This window comes from Streptomyces sp. S4.7 (genome assembly GCF_010384365.1).
Lineage (GTDB): Bacteria > Actinomycetota > Actinomycetes > Streptomycetales > Streptomycetaceae > Streptomyces.
On the sequence record NZ_CP048397.1, the window covers coordinates 6,858,725 to 6,876,742 of the forward strand.

The 18,018-nt window shown below is 70.0% G+C and carries 13 protein-coding genes; 3 read left to right on the forward strand and 10 right to left on the reverse strand.

Annotation, left to right across the window (positions count from 1 at the left end; genetic code table 11):
- Positions 1-30: 30 nt before the first annotated feature.
- Positions 31-2,397, reverse strand: a complete 2,367-nt coding sequence (locus tag SSPS47_RS30455; protein WP_164253724.1) for a discoidin domain-containing protein — start codon at positions 2,395-2,397, stop codon at positions 31-33.
- Positions 2,398-2,781: 384 nt separating this feature from the next.
- Here SSPS47_RS30455 and SSPS47_RS30460 point away from each other — a divergent pair, with 384 nt between their 5' ends.
- Positions 2,782-6,045 (forward strand): family 78 glycoside hydrolase catalytic domain, encoded by a 3,264-nt coding sequence (locus tag SSPS47_RS30460; RefSeq protein WP_239065116.1) that lies wholly within the window; start codon positions 2,782-2,784, stop codon positions 6,043-6,045.
- Between the two features lie 281 nt (positions 6,046-6,326).
- Here the strand turns inward: SSPS47_RS30460 and SSPS47_RS30465 are convergent, their stop codons facing one another.
- The 7 genes from SSPS47_RS30465 to SSPS47_RS30495 are packed head-to-tail and all read right to left on the reverse strand — an operon-like array spanning position 6,327 to position 13,963.
- Positions 6,327-7,364 carry a LacI family DNA-binding transcriptional regulator gene (locus SSPS47_RS30465; protein ID WP_147877745.1) on the reverse strand — a complete coding sequence of 346 codons (1,038 nt, stop codon included), beginning with the start codon at positions 7,362-7,364 and terminating at the stop codon, positions 6,327-6,329.
- Positions 7,364-8,782, reverse strand: coding sequence for an L-fucose/L-arabinose isomerase family protein (locus SSPS47_RS30470; RefSeq protein ID WP_164253726.1), 1,419 nt, complete (start codon positions 8,780-8,782; stop codon positions 7,364-7,366). The genes SSPS47_RS30465 and SSPS47_RS30470 overlap by 1 nt, the downstream gene beginning before the upstream one ends.
- A gap of 50 nt (positions 8,783-8,832) precedes the next feature.
- On the reverse strand, positions 8,833-9,153 hold the full coding sequence (locus SSPS47_RS30475) for an L-rhamnose mutarotase (protein ID WP_164253727.1): 321 nt from the start codon (positions 9,151-9,153) through the stop codon (positions 8,833-8,835).
- A gap of 7 nt (positions 9,154-9,160) precedes the next feature.
- Positions 9,161-10,258, reverse strand: a complete 1,098-nt coding sequence (gene rhaS, locus SSPS47_RS30480) for a rhamnose ABC transporter substrate-binding protein (RefSeq protein ID WP_239065117.1) — start codon at positions 10,256-10,258, stop codon at positions 9,161-9,163.
- Positions 10,259-10,293: 35 nt separating this feature from the next.
- The gene (locus SSPS47_RS30485; protein WP_147877742.1) at positions 10,294-11,301 is read right to left on the reverse strand and encodes an ABC transporter permease; all 1,008 of its coding nucleotides are present in this window, start codon (positions 11,299-11,301) and stop codon (positions 10,294-10,296) included.
- Positions 11,298-12,338: an ABC transporter permease gene (locus tag SSPS47_RS30490; protein ID WP_164253728.1), complete on the reverse strand. Its 1,041-nt coding sequence runs from the start codon at positions 12,336-12,338 to the stop codon at positions 11,298-11,300. The genes SSPS47_RS30485 and SSPS47_RS30490 overlap by 4 nt, the downstream gene beginning before the upstream one ends.
- Complete coding sequence (locus SSPS47_RS30495; protein WP_164253729.1) at positions 12,335-13,963, reverse strand: sugar ABC transporter ATP-binding protein; 1,629 nt, start codon at positions 13,961-13,963, stop codon at positions 12,335-12,337. Before SSPS47_RS30495 ends, SSPS47_RS30490 begins: the two co-directional genes overlap by 4 nt.
- A 253-nt stretch (positions 13,964-14,216) precedes the next feature.
- Between SSPS47_RS30495 and rhaI the strand changes: the two genes are divergently transcribed.
- Positions 14,217-15,386: an L-rhamnose isomerase gene (rhaI, locus tag SSPS47_RS30500; RefSeq protein WP_164253730.1), complete on the forward strand. Its 1,170-nt coding sequence runs from the start codon at positions 14,217-14,219 to the stop codon at positions 15,384-15,386.
- A 10-nt stretch (positions 15,387-15,396) separates the two neighbouring features.
- Here the strand turns inward: rhaI and SSPS47_RS30505 are convergent, their stop codons facing one another.
- Positions 15,397-15,612, reverse strand: coding sequence for a trypco2 family protein (locus SSPS47_RS30505; RefSeq protein ID WP_203557964.1), 216 nt, complete (start codon positions 15,610-15,612; stop codon positions 15,397-15,399).
- On the reverse strand, positions 15,561-17,543 hold the full coding sequence (locus SSPS47_RS30510) for an NACHT domain-containing protein (RefSeq protein WP_164253731.1): 1,983 nt from the start codon (positions 17,541-17,543) through the stop codon (positions 15,561-15,563). The genes SSPS47_RS30505 and SSPS47_RS30510 overlap by 52 nt, the downstream gene beginning before the upstream one ends.
- 286 nt (positions 17,544-17,829) lie before the next feature.
- Between SSPS47_RS30510 and SSPS47_RS36080 the strand changes: the two genes are divergently transcribed.
- A complete protein-coding gene (locus SSPS47_RS36080) occupies positions 17,830-17,982 on the forward strand; it encodes a hypothetical protein (protein WP_164253732.1) in 153 nt (50 codons plus the stop codon).
- The last annotated feature ends 36 nt before the right edge of the window (positions 17,983-18,018 follow it).

The following is an 18,018-nucleotide window of genomic DNA, read 5'->3' on the forward strand; positions in this document are numbered from 1 at the left end:
GTCCGGCCGGCGCACCACCCCCGTGCCGTATCAGTCGGCGTAGACCTCCAGTTCGGAGAGCTGCGCCGCCGGCCAGCCGGTGTTGGCGGTGACCGTGACGCGTACGTAGCGGGTCGGCGTCCCCGGCAGGTTGACGGTGGCGGTGTTGGCGTCCGACGGGTTGAAGGTGACGCCCGCCGAGGCCTTGAGCGAGGTGTAGGTCGAGTTGTCGGTGCTGCCCGAGACGCCGAGTGTCTGCGTTCGGGTCTGCCAGGCGGCGGCCGGCGGTAGCTTCAGCACCAGCCGGTCGACGTTCTTGGCGGCGCCGAGATCCACGGTGATGGATTGCGGGAAGGCGTTGTTGGTGCTCTCCCAGTAGGTGTTGGCGTTGCCGTCGACGGCGTTGCCCGGGCCGTACGTCTGCGCCTGGCCGGTCGCGGTGACCGGACGGCCCTCGGCGAGGTTGCCCTCGTCACCCGGCGGGTCGGTGGGCGGGTCCGTCGGGTCCCCGGGGTCGGACGGGCCGCCGGGCACACCGCCGTTGGTCCACTGCGGCGCCGGCCACACGCCGGTGCAGGCGGGCGGGTTGGAGTACCAGCCGGAGTTGCCGCTGCCGACCTGGGTGATCTGGAATCCGGCCCCCACACAGTTGTGGATCTTGTTGGACTGGGCGATGTTGGTGGCCTTGACGTTCTCGAACGTGGCCTTGCCCGGTGCCTGGATCTGGAGGGCGTAGGTACCCGCGCCGTCTATCCTGATGTTCTTGAAGTTCAGCCCGTTCGTCGCACCCTCGATCAGATGGATCGCGGCGTACGAGCTGTCGAGTATCTCGGTGTCGGTGATGTTGATCGTGGCGTTGTTGATCGGTTCGTTGAGCCCGCTGAACCACACCGCGCCGACGCCGAACTGCCAGTTGAAGTCGTTGTTCCCGGCCCGGATCAGAGTGTTGCGCGCGGCGGTGTGGGTGCCCGAGACCGCCGTGCCCTGACCGGAGTTGACCCCTGGGTAGCGGTTGGCGATGTGCAGGCCGCCGCCGTTGGTGATGGTGTCCGACATGACGTTGTCGGAGATGGTGATGTCCTTGCCGCCGTACGTGACGATGTTGTTCGCCAGGATCGGCAGGATCACCGTGTTGAAGGTGAACTTGTTGTTGACGTTCGGGATGTTCTCCGCCCACATCGCCAGACCGTCGTCACCGGTGTTGCGGACGAAGGTGTTGGTGACGGTGGAGTTCGTGACGCCGTAGTGGAAGTTCACGCCGTCGGCCGTCTGGTCCAGGATGCGGCTGTTCTTGATGGTGAGGTTGTTCATCGGACCGTCGACCCAGACACCGCACTTGGTGTGCTGCATCCAGATGTTGTCGATGACGGAGTTGGACAGCGCCCCGCCGATCGCGTTGACCTGGTCGTTGTCCACGCGTTCACGGATGTCGCCGATGATGGCGAAGTCCTTGAGGGTGACGTCGCTGCTGCCGCCCTGGTTCGCGTACTTGCCGTAGACGCCCACCGCCTTGCTGCGGTCGGTGGGGTGACGGCCCTTCAGGACGCTGTACCAGGGGCCGGCTCCGGCGAGCGTCACCTTGTCGACCACGATGTGGTCGCGGATCTCGAAGTCGCCCTGCGGGATGTAGACGGTTCTGTTCTGGGCCTGCCCGGCCGCCACCGCCGCCTGGAACGTGGCGGTCGAGTCGGCGGCGCCGGACGGGTCGGCGCCGAAGTCGGCCACGACGTCCAGCGCGCCGGCGGGCTTCGCCTTCGGCGCGTCCACCAGCTCGAAGTCGGCGAGGTCGAGGGTGAACGTCGGTGACTGCGCGGTCGAGGACACCTGGAGACGGACCTTGGTGCCGGTCGCCAGGGTCGAGCCGAACATGGTGCGCGTCTCGTCGTAGAAGTGGTGGGGGTTGGTGTCGCCCGGGTTGTTGTTGAACGGGTAACCGCCGTAGTACCAGCCGTACTTGGAGGTCACCGGCACGTTCTTGAGCTGATTGCCGTTGACACGCACGTCGATCCCGGCGTCCCGCCCGGTGCCCGCGGCGTTGTCGGGCAGCGAGTAGCGGAAGGTCATGGCGTTGGCGGGCTTGGTGAGGGTGAACTCCACGTACTCACCGACCGCGTCGAGCGTCACGGCCTGCCGTCCGGATGCCTCCGAGGGGTGCGATCCGTACAACCGGTTGGGGCCTATCAGGGTGCCGTTGGTGGCCGCGTACTCGGCCTCGTGCTCCACGAAGGGCACGGTGGCACCACGGCCGGGGATGCCGACGGGGGAGGGGGCGGGGACCCCGGCGGCGACGGCTGCCGGGGCGGCGGACATGACGACGACGGCGGCCGTCCCGGCCACCGCCGTCGCGAAGGCCAGGGAGGCGGAGAGTGAGGCGGACACACCGCGGCGGAGCAGGCGGCGTCTTGGGGGAGGTGTCACAGACATACGTCCTTGCGGCTCGTGGGGACTCTGCGGACGCGAAAAGGGTAGAAGTGGCTCCGCAGAAAGTCTATGAATATGCGCAAGAAATGAATGTTCAGCCAGAATTCCCATGTGCTGTGACGCAGCGAATTCCCGCTATACACCCGCAAGTTGGTCGCGGAGTCGATCTCCGGCAGGGTCAACGGCGTTGATCGTGCCCACACTTGGTGAGACCGGCGATCTCGCTCCGGACGCAAAACTCTCTCTGATGACAGCAAGAATTGATGTTGTCGCGGGCTCCCGCATCGGCCCCGTGCGCGCCTCTTGTGAGCCCTCCGTGGTCGGCTCTACGATTCTTGACACGGGACATGAAACGATTCAATCAAAGGGGCGGGCATGGGCATGGGCTGGACACGCAGAGGTCTCCTGGGCACCTCCGTGGTGGGCGCGGGCGCCGGGATCGTCTCGCTCGCCGCGGGCCCGGCGGCCTCGGCCGCCACACCCGCGAAGGGCACCGACCGCCCCGTCGGCGGCTTGCGCGTCGTCGCCCCGAAGGTGGAGTACGCGGAGCACGTCCTCGGCACCGACAACCCCGCCCCGCTGCTCTCCTGGGAGCTGACGGCCGACGGCCACGGCGCCCGGCAGAGCGCGTACCAGATCAGGGCCGCCACCGACCCGCGCGACCTCGCCAAGGGCCGCCAACTCCTCTGGGACACCGGCAAGGTGACCTCCGGGCGCACCGTCGCCGTCCCCTACGCCGGGCCCGCGCTGCCGCCCCGTACCCGCTGCCACTGGCAGGTGCGCGTCTGGGACGGCGACGGCGAGGTGTCGCGCTGGAGCACCGCCGGCTGGTGGGAGACCGCCCTCGGCGGTGAGAAGTGGGGCGCCCGCTGGATCGGCGCCGACGCCGCCGCAGCGCCTCCCGGCTTCGACGGCGCCTCCTGGATCTGGTCCGAGGGTGCGACCACCGGGGACGCCCCCGCCGGACCCGCGTGGTTCCGCGCAGGCCTCGATCTCCCCGCCGGAGCCGCCGTCGCACGCGCGACCGTCGTCGCCACCGCCGACGACGACTTCACGCTCCACCTCGACGGCGCGCAGGTGGCGCACGCCCCGCAGCAGCAGGACGGCTGGCGCACCGGCAGGACCGCGGACGTCACCGAGGCTGTCAGGGCGGCCGGGCAGCACGTCGTCCTCGCCGCCGTCGCCACCAACCGCGGCGGCGCATCGGTCAATCCGGGCGGATTCCTCGTCCGTCTCGTCGTGGAGACCACCGACGGGCAGACCCGCGATCTCGTCACCTCCGGCGACTGGCTGACCGCCAAGAGCGAACAACAGGGCTGGCAGCGAACGGACTTCGACGACAGCGGCTGGACGGCCGCCACCGTCCTGGCCCCGTACGGCGAAGGCCCCTGGGGCGACGGTGTCTCGATCTCGCGGCCCGAGGCCCCCGCGCCGCTGCTGCGCCGTGAGTTCGCCGTACGGAAGCCGGTCACCCGCGCCCGCCTCTACATCAGCGGACTCGCCTACTACGTCGCCGAGTTGAACGGCAGGCCCGTCGGGGAGCAGGTGCTCGACCCGGCCTTCACCGACTACGACGAGACCGTCATGTACGCCGTGCACGACGTGACGTCGCTCCTGCGCCGGGGTGACAACGCCATCGGCGTCACCCTCGGCCGAGGCTTCTACGCAATGACCACCCCCAACGTCTGGAACTGGCACCGGCCGCCGTGGCACGGCGAGCCCCGCCTGCTCTGCCGGCTGGAGGCCGAGCACCCGGACGGCTCCCGCACCACCGTCGTCTCCGACACCGACTGGCGCATGACCGAGGGGCCCACCCTCACCAACTCCCTCTACGCCGGGGAGACCTACGACGCGCGCCTGGCCCCCACCGGCTGGACACGACCGGGCTTCGACGACCGCGCGTGGCGCGCCCCCGGCGCCCAGCAGGCCCCGAAGGGCGCGCTGCGGGCCCAGCCGCACGACCCGATCGAGATCATCGACACCATCACCCCCACCGGGATCAGCGAACTGCGCCCCGGTGTCCACGTGGTCGACATGGGCCGCACCACCGCCGGCTGGACCCGGCTGACCGTCAAGGCGCCGGCGGGCACGACGATTTCACTCATACACGGCGAGAAGCTCAAGGACGACGGCAGCGTCCACGCCGAGACCGGACACGTCCCCGGCCGCTTCCAGCGCGACGAGTACATCTGCGCGGGCGGCGGGCAGCCCGAGGTGTGGGAGCCGTCGTTCTCGTACAAGGGCTTCCGCTACGTACAGATCGAGGGCCTGCCCGCCCGGCCCGAGCCGGCCGACGTGCTCGGCCGGACCGTCCACACCAAGGTCGACGAGGTCAGCGCGTTCTCCTGCTCCGAGCCCTTCTACGAGACGCTCGACAAGGCCATGCGCCGCACCCTTGTGAACAACCTGCACGGCATCCCGACCGACACCCCCATGTACGAGAAGAACGGCTGGACCGGCGACGCGCAGCTCGGCGCGCCCACCCTCGCGTACGGCTTCGGCGTCCACCGCTTCCTCGCCAAGTGGCTGGACGACCTGAAGGACAGTCAGAACGCGGACGGGCAACTGCCGGTGATCGTGCCGAGCGGCGGCTGGGGTTACGGCGACCTCGGTCCGTCACCCGAGTGGACCACCGTCTATCCCTTCCTGGTGCGCGAGATGTACCGGGTGTACGGCGACGACCGCGTCGCCCGGCAGCACTGGCCGGTGCTGACCCGGTATCTGGACTGGGAGTTGGACCGTCTCGTGGACGGCCTGGCCATCACGGCGCTCGGCGACTATCTGCCGCCCCGCTACGGCGGCAACCCGCCCGAGGACACCCGGCTGACGGCGAGCGCCTATCTGCACCGCGCGCTGGTGGACACCGCCGAGATGGGTGAACTGCTGGGCCACGACGAGGTGGCCGGGCGCTACCGCACGGCAGCCGCGGGGCTCAAGGACGCTCTGAACGCGGAGTTCCTGAACGACACCGGGCACTACAGCACGGCGAAGGATCCGGACTACCGGCAGACGTCCAACGCGATCCCGCTCGCCTTCGGCCTCGTCCCCGCCGGGGCCCGCGCGTCCGTCGTGGACAGCCTCGTCGCGGACATCAGGGAACGCGGCGACCACCTCAACACCGGGGCGCTGGGCACCAGCGTGCTGCTGCGCGTCCTGTCGGCGCACGGCCATCCGGACATCGCGCACGCCATCGCCACCCAGCGCACCTACCCGAGTTGGGGCTACTGGTTCGACAACGGCGCCGACACCATGTGGGAGATGTGGCAGCTCGACTCCCGCTCGCGCGACCACTACTTCCAGGGCACCGTCGCCCAGTGGCTGTACGAGAACGTCGCCGGTCTGCGCCCCGGCGACGACGGCTACCGCACCTTCACCGTCCGCCCGGACGCCCGCACCGGGGTCAGCTGGGCGCGCACCTCGATCCGTACGGTGCGCGGACCGGCCTCGGTCGCCTGGTCGAAGGTCGGCCGTGACCTGCGGCTGACGGTGAAGGTACCGGTCGGATCGAGCGCGGAGGTCCATGTGCCGGCCGACCGGAAGGACAAGGTCACGGCGCCGAAGGGCGCCACGTACGTCCGTACGGAGCCCGGCTTCCAGGTGTATCGCGCGGACCACGGCGCGTGGGACTTCGTGGCCCGCGGCTGACCGGGAGGGGACCGGTCGTCCTCGATCGCCGGACGGACGTCGCAGCCCGTGCGGCGATCGAGGACACGACACGGGGCCCGAGACGCACCCGGCGGCCCTAGGGTCTGTCGTTCGGATCTTGCCGGGCTCGCGGTCCCCGGCACGCACGCCCGCCGCGTTGTCGTCGGTCGGCACGGCTCCGCCATGCCTCCCTCCTCCGCCCTGCGATCGCACGCACCAGACCCCGCTCCCTGATCCGGCCTGATCCGAACGACAGGCCCTGGAAGCGTGGTGACGGAGCGTCAGCTCCGGTGCCCGCCGCCGGCACGCGGCATCGACGACTCCCGCACCACCAACTCCGGCTGAAGCACGATCCGCCTGTGCCGGTGGTCGGCCGCCGACTCCCCGGTCTCCTCGATCAGCAGCTCGGCCGCGAGCCGCCCCATCTGCGAGGCCGGCTGGCGCACCGACGTCAGCGGCACCGCGGCGGCCGACGCGAACTCGATGTCGTCGTACCCCACCAGCGCCATCTCGTCCGGGACGGCGATCCCCGCCCCGTACATCGACTGGAGCACCCCCAGGGCCAGCAGATCGTTCGCGCAGAACACCGCGCTCGGCCGGCTGTGCATCCCCAGCAGCCGCGCGCCCGAGTCGCGCCCCGCCGGGACGTCCAGCCGCTCCGCCTCCACCACCCGCAGCCGGTCGGCAGGCAGCCCGGCCTCCTCCAGCGCCAGCAGCGCGCCCGCCCGCCGGTCACGGCACTGCGAGAGATGTAGCGGCCCGCACACGTAAGCGATGTCGGTGTGCCCCTGGGCGAGGAGATGGCGCATCGCCAGCGCCCCGCCGGTGACATCGTCGACGGACACCGAACAGCCCTCGTCGCTCGACACCACCCGGTCCACGAAGACGAACGGGATGTCCTGGCGCCGGAAGCTCTCCAGATTGCGGCCGGTCTCGTCGGTCGGAGTGATCAGCACGCCACGCACCCGCTGCTCGCTGAAGAGCCCCAGATACTCGGCCTCCTCGCTGCTGCTCTGCGCGCTGTTGCAGAGCATCACCCCGAGCCCGGACCCCCGCGCCACCCGCTCGGCGCCGGTGGCGACGTCCACGAAGAACGGGTTGGCCATGTCGAGCACCAGCAGCGCGATGATGCGGCTGCGGCCCGCGCGCAGATGGCGGGCCGACTCGCTCCGTACATAGCCCAGCCGCTCGATGGTGGACAGCACTCTCGCCCGTGTCTCCTCGGCCACCGAGTCCGGCCGGTTGATCACGTTGGACACCGTGCCGACGGACACGCCCGCCACCCGGGCGACGTCCTTGATACCCACCGATTGCGCCATCAGTCAGTGACCTCCACCAGCTCCAGACCGCTCAGACCGCCCAATGCGCGCAGCTCCGGAATGATGTCGCCGGTGGCGAGCGCCCAGTGGTGCCCCACTCCGCTCGCACTCCACGCGTCGGTCCACTCGCCCGGATCGCGGCCGAAGTCGACACGCGAGGTGGTGTTGCCGATTTCCAGCAGCGGGCCATCGACCACTTTACCCACCGCGGCGACCAGCCTGTAGCGACCGTCCCTGGACTGGCCGAGTCCCACCAGCGTCACCGGCCCCCGCCGTACGTCGCACTCGACGGACACGCCCCAGCCACGCTTGCCGTGGTACACCCCGAGACCGCGCAGCACCGGGCGGCGCGCGCAGACGGTCGGGTTGGCCGGCCCGTCGTGGCCCATCTCGACCACGCCGTCCCGGAAATTCAGCGCCTGGAGTTCGGTGAAGGTGCCGCCCGCGCCCAGCCGGTCCGTGATCAGCATCGCGAGTGACGTGCGCAGCTCGTACTCCCCGCAGGCGGGGACGCCACGCGCCGTCAGCAGCGAGGAACCGAGGATCATGCCCGCGCCCAGGCGTTCGTGGATCTCGCCCTCCAGGCCCCGGTGGTAGTACGCCAGTGAGTCCAGCCCGAAGTCGTCCACCAGCCGGTCGAGACCGACCGCCACCCTGGCCGCCCACACCAGGTCCTCCTCGACCACGGAGTCCGCGATCTCGAACGCGGCACGCGTCTGCGCCAGCTTCGCCTCCACCGCCGCGTCGTCGGCCTTCATGGCGCGTACACGCAGATCGTCGAACTCCAGGACCTCCACATGGCCGCCGAGATTCGCCGGCACCATCGTCAGGTCGGTCGACACGTCGTACATGCCGGGATACAGATGGCCCATCAGACCGTGCCGGCCCGTACGCAGCATCCCGCGCACCCCGGCCGCCCTGATCCACCGGCCGATCCGCTCCCACGCCCGCTCGTCCTCCAGATACCCGGAGACCGAGCGGAAGGGCACCCCGACCCGTTCGAAGGCGTTCGCCATCTCCGGCAGGGGACAGGCGCCGCAGTACGCCAGCCACTCGCCGGTGCCGAACGTCGCGTGGTCCATCGCCTCGGTCGGCTGGAGATTGATGAGCAGCACCGGCGCGCCGCTGCGCTGGGCGACGGGCACCAGCATGGTCGCCGTCATATAGGTGGTGAGGAAGCCGACGATCAGATCGCAGTCGGCGGCGCGCAGCTTCTCGGCCGCCGCCGCCCCCTCCTCGGCGTCGGAGATGAATCCGACGTCCACGACCTCGGCGTCGGACTGCGCCAGACGGTCCGTCACCCGCCGCGCGTATCGTCTCAGTTGGGGAAGGAGGTCGGGGAACTGGGGCCAGTACGCGCCGAGTCCGCCGGAGACGAGGCCGATCCGGGTACGGCGAGGCGTGGTCGGTGCGTTCATGGGCGCTGCCCTCACTCTCTCCTGGCTGTGTCGTGCGGTGATCGCCTGCCTCAGTCGAGATGGAAGATCTCGGTGAGCGGCGCCATCGCGTCGTCCGGTCCCGCGCCGTTCAGCGATTCGAAGTACGGCGCCATCTGCGCCTGCCAGCGGGCGTTGACCTCCGTCGCCGCCATCGCGGCGCGGGCCGCTGCGAAGTCCTCGGTCTCCAGGTAGCCGACCAGCAGCCCGTCGTCGCGCAGGAAGAGCGAGTAGTCGCGCCAGCCGGCGGCGCCGAGCGCCGCGAGCATCTCGGGCCAGACGGCCCGGTGACGCTCGCGGTACTCGGCCAGCCGCTCCTGTCTGACCTTCAGTACGAAGCACACACGCTCCACGGGGACCTCAGAAGTCGAAGTTGCCGATGTTCTTCTCGTCGAAGACCGTCGGCGGGCCGAGGATGATCTCGCCGTCCTTGCCGACCGTGTACTCGCCCAGGTCGCCGGCCTTGAACTTCTCGCCCTCGGCCCCGGTGATCTGCCCGGACGCCAGGGCCGCCGCCGCGTACGTACCGAGGTAGCCCAGCTCCTTCGGGTTCCACAGCGAGAACTGTTCGAGCGTGCCGTTCTCGATGTACTTGCGCATCTGGTTGGGCGTACCGAGGCCGTTGAGGACGACCTTCCCCTTGTAGGAGGAGTCGCCGATGTAGCGCGCCGCGGCCGCGATACCGACCGTCGTCGGCGAGATGATGCCCTTCAGGTTCGGGTACGCCTTGAGCAGGCCCTGCGTCTCCTGGAACGACTTCTGGTCGTCGTCGTCCCCGTACGCGACCTTGACCAGTTTCATGTCCTTGTAGGCGGGCTTCGTCAGCTCGTCCTTCATGAACTTGATCCAGGTGTTCTGGTTCGTCGCGTTCTGCGTCGCCGACAGGATCGCGATCTCGCCCTTGTTGCCGAGCTGCTCGGCGATGTTGCGGACCTGGCTGCGGCCGATCTCCTCGGAGCTGGCCTGGTTGATGAAGAGCTGACGGCAGTCCTTCGCGGTGTCGGAGTCGTACGCGACGACCTTGATGTTCTGCTTCATGGCCTGCTTGAGCGGGCCGCACACCGCGTTGGGGTCGTTCGCCGCGATCAGGATCGCGTCCTGCTTCTGCTGGATGAGCGTGTTGATGTACGACACCTGCGAGGAGGCGTTCGCGGTGGACGGGCCGACCTCCTTGCCGGTGGAGCCGATGTCCGCGGCCGCAGCGATGCCCGCGTCGTCGACGATCTTCTCGTACGGATTGTTGATCTGCTTGGGCAGGAAGGCGATCTTCAGGCCCTTCTTGAGCGGGGCGTCCGGATTCGCCTTGGCGTCGGACGCCTTGGCCGGGCCGTCGTCCTTGACGGAGTCCTTGGTGGTGCCCGAGCAGCCGGTCACGGCGAGCGTCAGGGCACAGAGCGCGGCGGACGCGGCGACGGCGCGGCGCCGGGTGCGTGGCTGCGACAGCGTGGTGGGTGTCACGGTGGGTGCCTTTCGGGAGGGTCGGAACGGGGAGGTCAGATCGCTGCGGAGACAGGAACGGATTCCTCGGCCGCCTTGCGCCGGTGCCGGCGCTCCGCGAGCACGGCGAGGATCCGGGGCGTCAGAACGGACGCGACGAGCAGCAGGCCGGTGACGATCACCTGGATCTCGTTGGAGATGTCGTTGAGGGTCAGCAGATTCGTGAGGAGCCCGATCAGCAGCACACCGGCGACGGCGCCGCCGAGCGTGCCCTTGCCGCCGTCGAAGTCGACGCCGCCGAGCAGCACCGAGGCGATGACGACCAGTTCGAGACCCAGCCCGTTGTCGGCGCGCGCGCTGCCGTAGCGCAGGGTGTAGACGATCCCGGCGAACGACGCGACGAGACCCGACACCACGAACAGCACCAGCTTGAGGCGCTTGACGCGGATGCCCGCGAACCACGCGGCGTCCTCCTGGGCGCCGATCGCGAACAGCGAACGGCCGAAGCCCGTGCAGTGCAGGGCGATCGCCGTACCGACGGCGAGCACGGCGAACAGCGCGACCGGGTACGGGATGAACGTGCCGGGCACCGTCTGCGTGTAGGCCGCGTACCGGGCGTACGTCTCCGGGAAGTCGGCCACCGCCTCGTCGCCGAGGATGACGGACGCCAGCCCGCGGTAGAGCGTGAGCGTGCCGATGGTGACGGCCAGCGAGGGCAGCCCGACCCGGGTGACGAGCCAGCCGTTCAGCAACCCGCCGACCGCGCCCGCCAACAGGCAGAGGGGCACGATCAGTTCGAACGCGAAGCCCGCCTGCCAGAGCGAACCGGCGAGCGCGCTGGACAGCCCCAGCATCGAGGCGACGGAGAGATCGACCTGCCCGGCGACCACCAGCAGGGTCATCGGCAGCGCGATCAGCGCGATCTCCGAGACGTCACCGAGCGCGGCCGAGAGGTTGTCCGTGTTGGCGAACCCCTCCGTCGTGCCGCTGCCGGCGAGGAAGACCGCGACCAGCAGGATGCCGACGGCCGTGTCCCAGCGCAGATACTTCGTGAGTGCGGTCATCGCCGGCTCCTCTTCCTGAGCGCGCTGGTGGTACGCACCTGCAAGACGCGGTCGGTGGTGATGGCCGCGAGCAGCAGTACGCCGGTGATGGCCTGCTGCCAGAACGAGTCGACCTTGAGGACGACCAGTGCGCTGCCGATGGTGGTGAGCAGCAGCGCGCCGAGCGCCGCGCCCCATACGCTGCCCGTGCCGCCCGTGATGGCGACGCCGCCGACGACGACGGCGCTGACGACGGTCAGCTCCCAGCCGTTGGCCGCGTCCGCGACGACGGTGCCGAAGCGGGCCAGCCACAGGGCACCGGCGAACCCCGCGATCGCGCCGGAGAACGCGTACGCGGCCAGGATCCGGCGCCGTACGGGAATCCCCGCCAGCCGTGCGGCGTCCGGGCTCGACCCGATCGCGTACAGCTCACGACCGCTGCGGTACGTGCGCAGGAAGTAGCCGGTCGCGGCGAGTACGGCGGCCGAGATCAGCGGCAGATAGGGAATGCCGAGGACGCTGCCCGAGCCGAGGGCGAGCACCCCGTCGGGGACGTTGACGGCGTTGATCTGCTCGCCGTGCGCCCACGCGTGGTCGATGCCCTGGATGATGTAGAGCATGCCGAGCGTCACGACGAGCGCGGGCACCCGGCCGAAGCTGACGAGCGCGCCGCTGACGAGTCCGCAGACGGTGCCGAGCGCGATGCCCAGCAGGACGACCGTCGGCGCGCTGTGGTCGGTGCCGGAGACGAAGTGGCCGCAGGCGAAGGCGGTGAGACCCACGACGGAGCCGACCGACAGGTCGATGTTGCGGGTGATCACGACGACGGACTGACCGACGGCGAGCAGTACCAGGATCGAGGAGTTGAGCAGCAGGTCCTTGATGCCCTGGTCGTCGAGGAAGCCGGGGTTGGCGATCCAGGTGCCGAGGACGAGCAGCGCGAGTGCCCCGCCGATCGCGATCTCCCGGGCGCGGAAGACGGCGTCGACGAGCGACCGGACCGACCGGCCTTCCTCGGCCGCGGCCTCGGGGGCGGGCTTGTCGAGCGTGGTGGTCATGGGGTCGGCTCCTTTGCCGCCGTGCCTCCGGTCGCCGCGCTGTCGGAGGCCGTACGTTCCGTCGCCGCGCCGCCCGCGGGGCCGGTGGGCGCGTCGCCGGAGTCGGTCGGCGTGCCCGGCGTACGGCCGGTGGCCGCCGCCATCACGGTCTCCTCCGTCGCCCGCTCGCGGGGTATCTCGGCGGTGAGCCGTCCCTCGTGCATCACGAGGATCCGGTCGGCCATGCGCAGCACCTCGGGGAGATCGGACGAGACCATCAGGACGGCGAGTCCGTCCGCGGCCAGGGACGAGAGCAGCCGGTGGACCTCGGCCTTCGTACCGACGTCGATGCCGCGGGTGGGCTCGTCGACGATGAGCACGGCCGGATCGGTCGCCAGCCACTTCGCGAGGACGACCTTCTGCTGGTTGCCGCCGGACAGGACGGACACCGGATCGGTCAGCTTGCCGTACTTGAGCTGGAGCTTCACCGCCCAGTCGGCGGCGCGCCCGTGTTCGAGCGCCCGGCTGACCAGTCCGCGGCGGCGCACACCGCGCAGTCCGGTCAGACCGATGTTCCGCTCGATGGACATCTCCATGACCAGTCCGCGCAGCCGCCGGTCCTCGGGGACGAGCGCGAGCCCGGCGTCCATCGCGGCGGTCGGTGAACCGGCGGGCAGGACACGCCCGTCGACCCTCACCTCGCCCGCGTCCGCGCGGTCCACACCGAACACGGCCTGCGCGACCTCGCTGCGCCCCGCGCCCACCAGCCCGGCCAGGGCGACGATCTCACCCCGTCGTACCTCGAACGAGACGTCCCTGAAGACTCCTTCGCGGGTCAGCCGGCTCACGGACAGCGCCGTCGAACCGGGTTCGCCCGTCTGCTTGGGATACAGGTCGTCCAGATCGCGGCCGACCATCCGGCGCACGAGATCGTCCTCGGTGAGCCCGTCGAGCGGTTCGGAGGCGACGTGGCGGCCGTCGCGCAGTGTGGTGACGTGCGAGCAGAGGCCGAAGATCTCCTCCAGCCGGTGCGAGATGAACAGCACCGCGGCGCCCTCGGCCCGCAACGTCCGCACGACGGAGAACAGCCGGGCGGTCTCGCCGCCGGTGAGCGCGGCCGTGGGCTCGTCCATGATCAGGACGCGCGCGTCGAAGGAGAGCGCCTTCGCGACCTCCACGATCTGCTGGTCCGCGATGGACAGCCCGCGCGCGGGGCGCTGCGGGGCGAGTGCGACGCCCAGTCTGCTCATCAGTTCGGCCGTCGCGCGGTGTACGGCCCTGCGGTCGATGCGCCCGGCGGAGCGCCGGGGCTGGCGGCCCATGAAGATGTTCTCGGCGATGGAGAGATCGGGAAAGAGCGTCGGCTCCTGGTAAATGACGGCGATCCCGGCGTCCCGTGCGTCGGCGGGGCCGTGGAAGACGACGGGCGCGCCGGCGAGCACGATGTCTCCCTCGTCGGGGCGGTGGACTCCGGCGAGGGTCTTGATGAGGGTGGACTTGCCCGCACCGTTCTCGCCGGCGAGGGCGTGGATCTCACCGGGTCGCAGATCCAGCGAGACGTCGTGCAGGGCCCGTACGGCTCCGAAGGATTTGGAGACTCCCCTCAACGCCAGGACAGGGGCCGGGCCCTTGTCGGGCTTTTCCATGGCGGGCTCCTCGGCGGGGCTGGGTGTTCGGTGGTGTCGGCGACTCTCACTCATGAAAGGATTCAACTTTTCCGGAAGCTAGACGGGCGGAGCGGTTCGCGTCAATGGGCGTGCACCGGAAACCCTCGCCTTTTCCGTGTGAAGAGGCGGTGCCCCCGCTGTGGACGAGTCAGGGCCTTGACAGGCTGGTTGCCCCAGCTCATCATCGGCCTTGATGAATCGATTCATGGTCTGCCGAATGGAGCGTTGAGAGATGACGAGCCGATCCGACATCTCCGCCGTGCGGGCGGCCCTCGCGACCCAGGCCGTCGAGACGCCGTCCTGGGCGTACGGCAACAGCGGTACCCGGTTCAAGGTCTTCGCCCGGCCCGGCGTCCCCCGTACACCCGAGGAGAAACTGGACGACGCGGCCCGCGTACACGCCCACACCGGTGTCGCGCCCTCCGTCGCGCTCCACATCCCCTGGGACAGGGTCGACGACTACGACGCCCTCGCCGCGTACGCCCGCGAGCGCGGCGTGCGGCTCGGCACCGTCAACGCCAATGTGTTCCAGGACGACGACTACAAACTCGGCAGCGTCTGCCACCCGGACGCGGCGGTGCGCCGCAAGGCACTCGGGCACCTCATGGAGTGCGTCGACATCATGGACGCGACGGGATCACGGGACCTCAAGCTCTGGTTCTCCGACGGCACCAACTACCCCGGCCAGGACGACATCCGGGCCCGCCAGGACCGTCTCTCCGAGGCGCTGGCGGCCGTGTACGAACGGCTCGGCGACGACCAGCGGATGCTGCTGGAGTACAAACTCTTCGAGCCCGCCTTCTACGCCACCGACGTCCCCGACTGGGGAACGGCATACGCGCACTGTCTGCGCCTCGGCGAGAAGGCCCGGGTCGTCGTGGACACCGGTCACCACGCTCCCGGCACGAACATCGAGTTCATCGTCGCGATCCTGCTGAGGGAGGGGAAGCTCGGCGGCTTCGACTTCAACTCCCGCTTCTACGCCGACGACGACCTGATGGCCGGCGCGGCCGACCCGTTCCAGCTGTTCCGGATCATGTACGAGGTGATCCGGGGCGGCGGCTTCGCACCGGACATCGCCTTCATGCTCGACCAGTGCCACAACATCGAGGAGAAGGTCCCCGCCGTCATCCGCTCGGTGATGAACGTTCAGGAGGCCACGGCCAAGGCGCTGTTGGTGGACGCGGAGGCCCTGGCGGCCGCCCAGCGGGACGGCGACGTCCTGGCGGCGAACGCGGCCCTGATGGACGCCTACAACACGGACGTACGCCCCCTGGTCGCCGAGGTCCGCGCCGAACTGGGCGCGGACGCGGACCCGGTGGCGGCGTACCACGCGTCGGGCTACGGCAAGAGGATCGTGGCGGAGCGGGTGGGCGGGGAGCAGGCGGGGTGGGGCGCGTAGGCGCCCCGGCTCAACTGCCCGTACCGAAGGCGGAGACGTCCGCCTCGGGGCCGTCGTTGCCGATCTCCCAGTCTCCGCCGGTGCGGGCGTTCTTGGGCTTGAGCGTGAAGGCGACCTTGTGGGTGTGGGCGGTCCCGCGGCCGGCGTCGGCATCGGCGGAGACCACCCAGGCCTTCACGCCGCCCTTGACACGGGTGTCGTGCCGCAGCTCGACGGCGAACTCCATCTGGATCTCGCCGACATCGAACCGGAGTTCCTGACCAGTGCCGGTCGCCGCGGCGGCCGATGTCCTGCGCCTCGACAGCGGCCCGCGCCCCCAGATAGTCGAGAAACGTCCGATGAATGAAGTCCACCGTACGTGCGGTGGGCGCGCGCAGGACCCCGCTCCGGTGCAGCAGGAACCGGAAGACCCGTGGGGCGTCCTCGGGATTCGCCACCTGAGGCATGGCCGGCAGAAGTCGGGAGATCAGCCCGACCACGTCCCGCTGCTCCGCCTCCGCGATCTCGTTGCGGATCATCCAGTAGGCGATCTCCTGAAGGATTTTCTGCTGTGCTTCTTCGGAGAGCGTCAGACCCTCCGGCGCCCCGATCGCCCGTTCGTGGTCGCGCCGGACCAGCAGCATCGTCAGCGCCGCGCCGTACAGCTTCATCCTGCTGTCCGGAAGGAAGCCCCGCCGGTCGCGGTGCAGGGCACAGATCATCGCGCACATGAGGGGGTTGGTGGCGAGCCGCGCGAGGTCCTGTTTTCGGGGCAGCGCGGACATCAACTGTGCTTCGTAGAGATCGAGTTCGGCCCGCTCGGCGGCACGCGGGGTGATCGAACGCGCCGCGTTGTGCCAGCGCCGTACGAAGGCGGTGACGTCCCGCTGGTTCATCGGCAGCAAGGAACTCGGCGAAGTCCTTGCGGCTCAGCCACCCGTCGTCCACCGCCGTCGGCCGGGTGGTCACCACCACGGCCGTAAGCGGATAGGCGGCGAGTAGCTTGAGCAGCCACTCCTTCGTCCGGGTACGGTCCGCCTCCGGCATCTCGTCCACGCCGTCCACGAGAAGGAGTCCGCGCCCCTCCACGAGGACCGCGTCCATCCATCCGGCGGGCGGGCTCAGCGGATGCCCCGCCGCGCTGAGGAATTCCGCCGGCGTGGGCAGCGCCGCACCGCGCACCAGGGTGCGCAGCGGCAGGACGACGGGGACACGTCCACCGAGGTGGGCGAGTTGCCCACCGAAGGAATCCCGCGCGGCGTTCACGGCGAGCCACTGCACGAGCGTGGTCTTGCCGGAACCGGCCGCGCCGCGCAGAAGCACGCGCCGCCGGTCGCGCAGCGCGGTTTCGACCCGGCCGCGCTCGGGGGCCCCGCTCTCCCCGGCCTCTCCGTGGTCGTGGACGAGTTCGAGACTGAGATAGGCGGAGTCGAGCGGCCACTGCGCATGCTCGGACCGGCTGAAGTCAAGTCCGAAGATGCTGAGTTCGCCGAACGTCTCGGCGATGTAGGTCCGGTACCGGTCCTCGAACTCGGCCGAGTTGTCCGGCGTCTGGCGCAGCGCGGTGAAGCGCAGGGGCGCGGCAAGGCTGACCCGGTACGCGTTGGCGAAGGCGCTCACGTTGGACAGCTTGAGCAGGGACACCGCGTTGAGTCGGCTGTGCTGCCAGCCGGCCGAGTCCTTGGTGACGACGCCGATGAGGTGTCTGCCGGAGAAGACCGGCGCCCCGGACATCCCGGCCCATGGCGACTCGCCGTCCTCCCGTACGGCCGGGGGAGTGCCCGTCCCCTCGACGACGTACTCGCCGCGCATGCTTCCCGAACCCGGCTTGATCGTGCCGAGGAACTGTTCCATGTCCGGCTTCTGGCCCTCGTACCGCTGCACCCGGGGATATCCGAGGGCGTAGCAGTCCAGCAGTGGGGTGAGACCGTCGATGCGTCCGAACCGGTTGGGCGGGAACGCTTCACCGGGCCCGTGCGTCACCAGGCCCTCGTCCGCGCGCAGCAGTGCCGCGTCGCCCTCCTCCGCGTCGCCGGCCCACAGCGTCCGGCAGCGGATCCGCCCCCGTCCGCCCGGTACGACGACCGTCGTCTCCGCGTCCTCGCCCAGCAGATGCCGCGCGGTGAGGACCAGGCGCGTGGAGAGCAGATAGCCGCTGCCTTGTGCGACCCCGAACACGGCTGCGATGCGGTCCTTGATGACGCCCCCTGATCCTCCCGATCAACGACGGCGCGCGATCCGTCGCCGTTCCCCAAGGCCCATGCTATGACGGCCTGTTGAGGAAATGACCTGATCTGGGAGACTCTGCGGGTGATCCAATTCCGGTTCGGGCTGACACCCGTGAACGACATCCGGCCGTGGGGCGGCGACACGCTCTCCCCGAGGCTCTGGAACCGGTGTCGGATCCAGCGTCTGCCCGGAGTCCGAGGCGGCGGCCGGCTGGTACGGCCAACACGGCCTCGACATGGGGTACTCGCAGTCCGCGCCCCGCATCCCCTGGTGGCGGACCGTGGGCGGCGAATCCGGCGACGATCTCATGGCCGTCACCTGGACCTACGCCGAGGACGTGGACGACGGCCGGGTCACCCTCCCACCACCGACTTCCTCGCCGCCGTGACCAACCTCCACCGCGACCTCTTCGCCGCCACGGAAG

Coding starts and splice junctions, on each gene's coding strand:
- SSPS47_RS30460 (WP_239065116.1), top strand. CDS start 2,782: ATGGGCTGGACACGCAGAGGTCTCCTGGGCACCTCCGTGGTGGGCGCG.
- SSPS47_RS30465 (WP_147877745.1), bottom strand. CDS start 7,364: ATGGCGCAATCGGTGGGTATCAAGGACGTCGCCCGGGTGGCGGGCGTG.
- SSPS47_RS30470 (WP_164253726.1), bottom strand. CDS start 8,782: ATGAACGCACCGACCACGCCTCGCCGTACCCGGATCGGCCTCGTCTCC.
- SSPS47_RS30485 (WP_147877742.1), bottom strand. CDS start 11,301: ATGACCGCACTCACGAAGTATCTGCGCTGGGACACGGCCGTCGGCATC.
- SSPS47_RS30490 (WP_164253728.1), bottom strand. CDS start 12,338: ATGACCACCACGCTCGACAAGCCCGCCCCCGAGGCCGCGGCCGAGGAA.
- SSPS47_RS30495 (WP_164253729.1), bottom strand. CDS start 13,963: ATGGAAAAGCCCGACAAGGGCCCGGCCCCTGTCCTGGCGTTGAGGGGA.
- rhaI (WP_164253730.1), top strand. CDS start 14,217: ATGACGAGCCGATCCGACATCTCCGCCGTGCGGGCGGCCCTCGCGACC.
- SSPS47_RS30505 (WP_203557964.1), bottom strand. CDS start 15,612: ATGGAGTTCGCCGTCGAGCTGCGGCACGACACCCGTGTCAAGGGCGGC.
- SSPS47_RS36080 (WP_164253732.1), top strand. CDS start 17,830: ATGGGGTACTCGCAGTCCGCGCCCCGCATCCCCTGGTGGCGGACCGTG.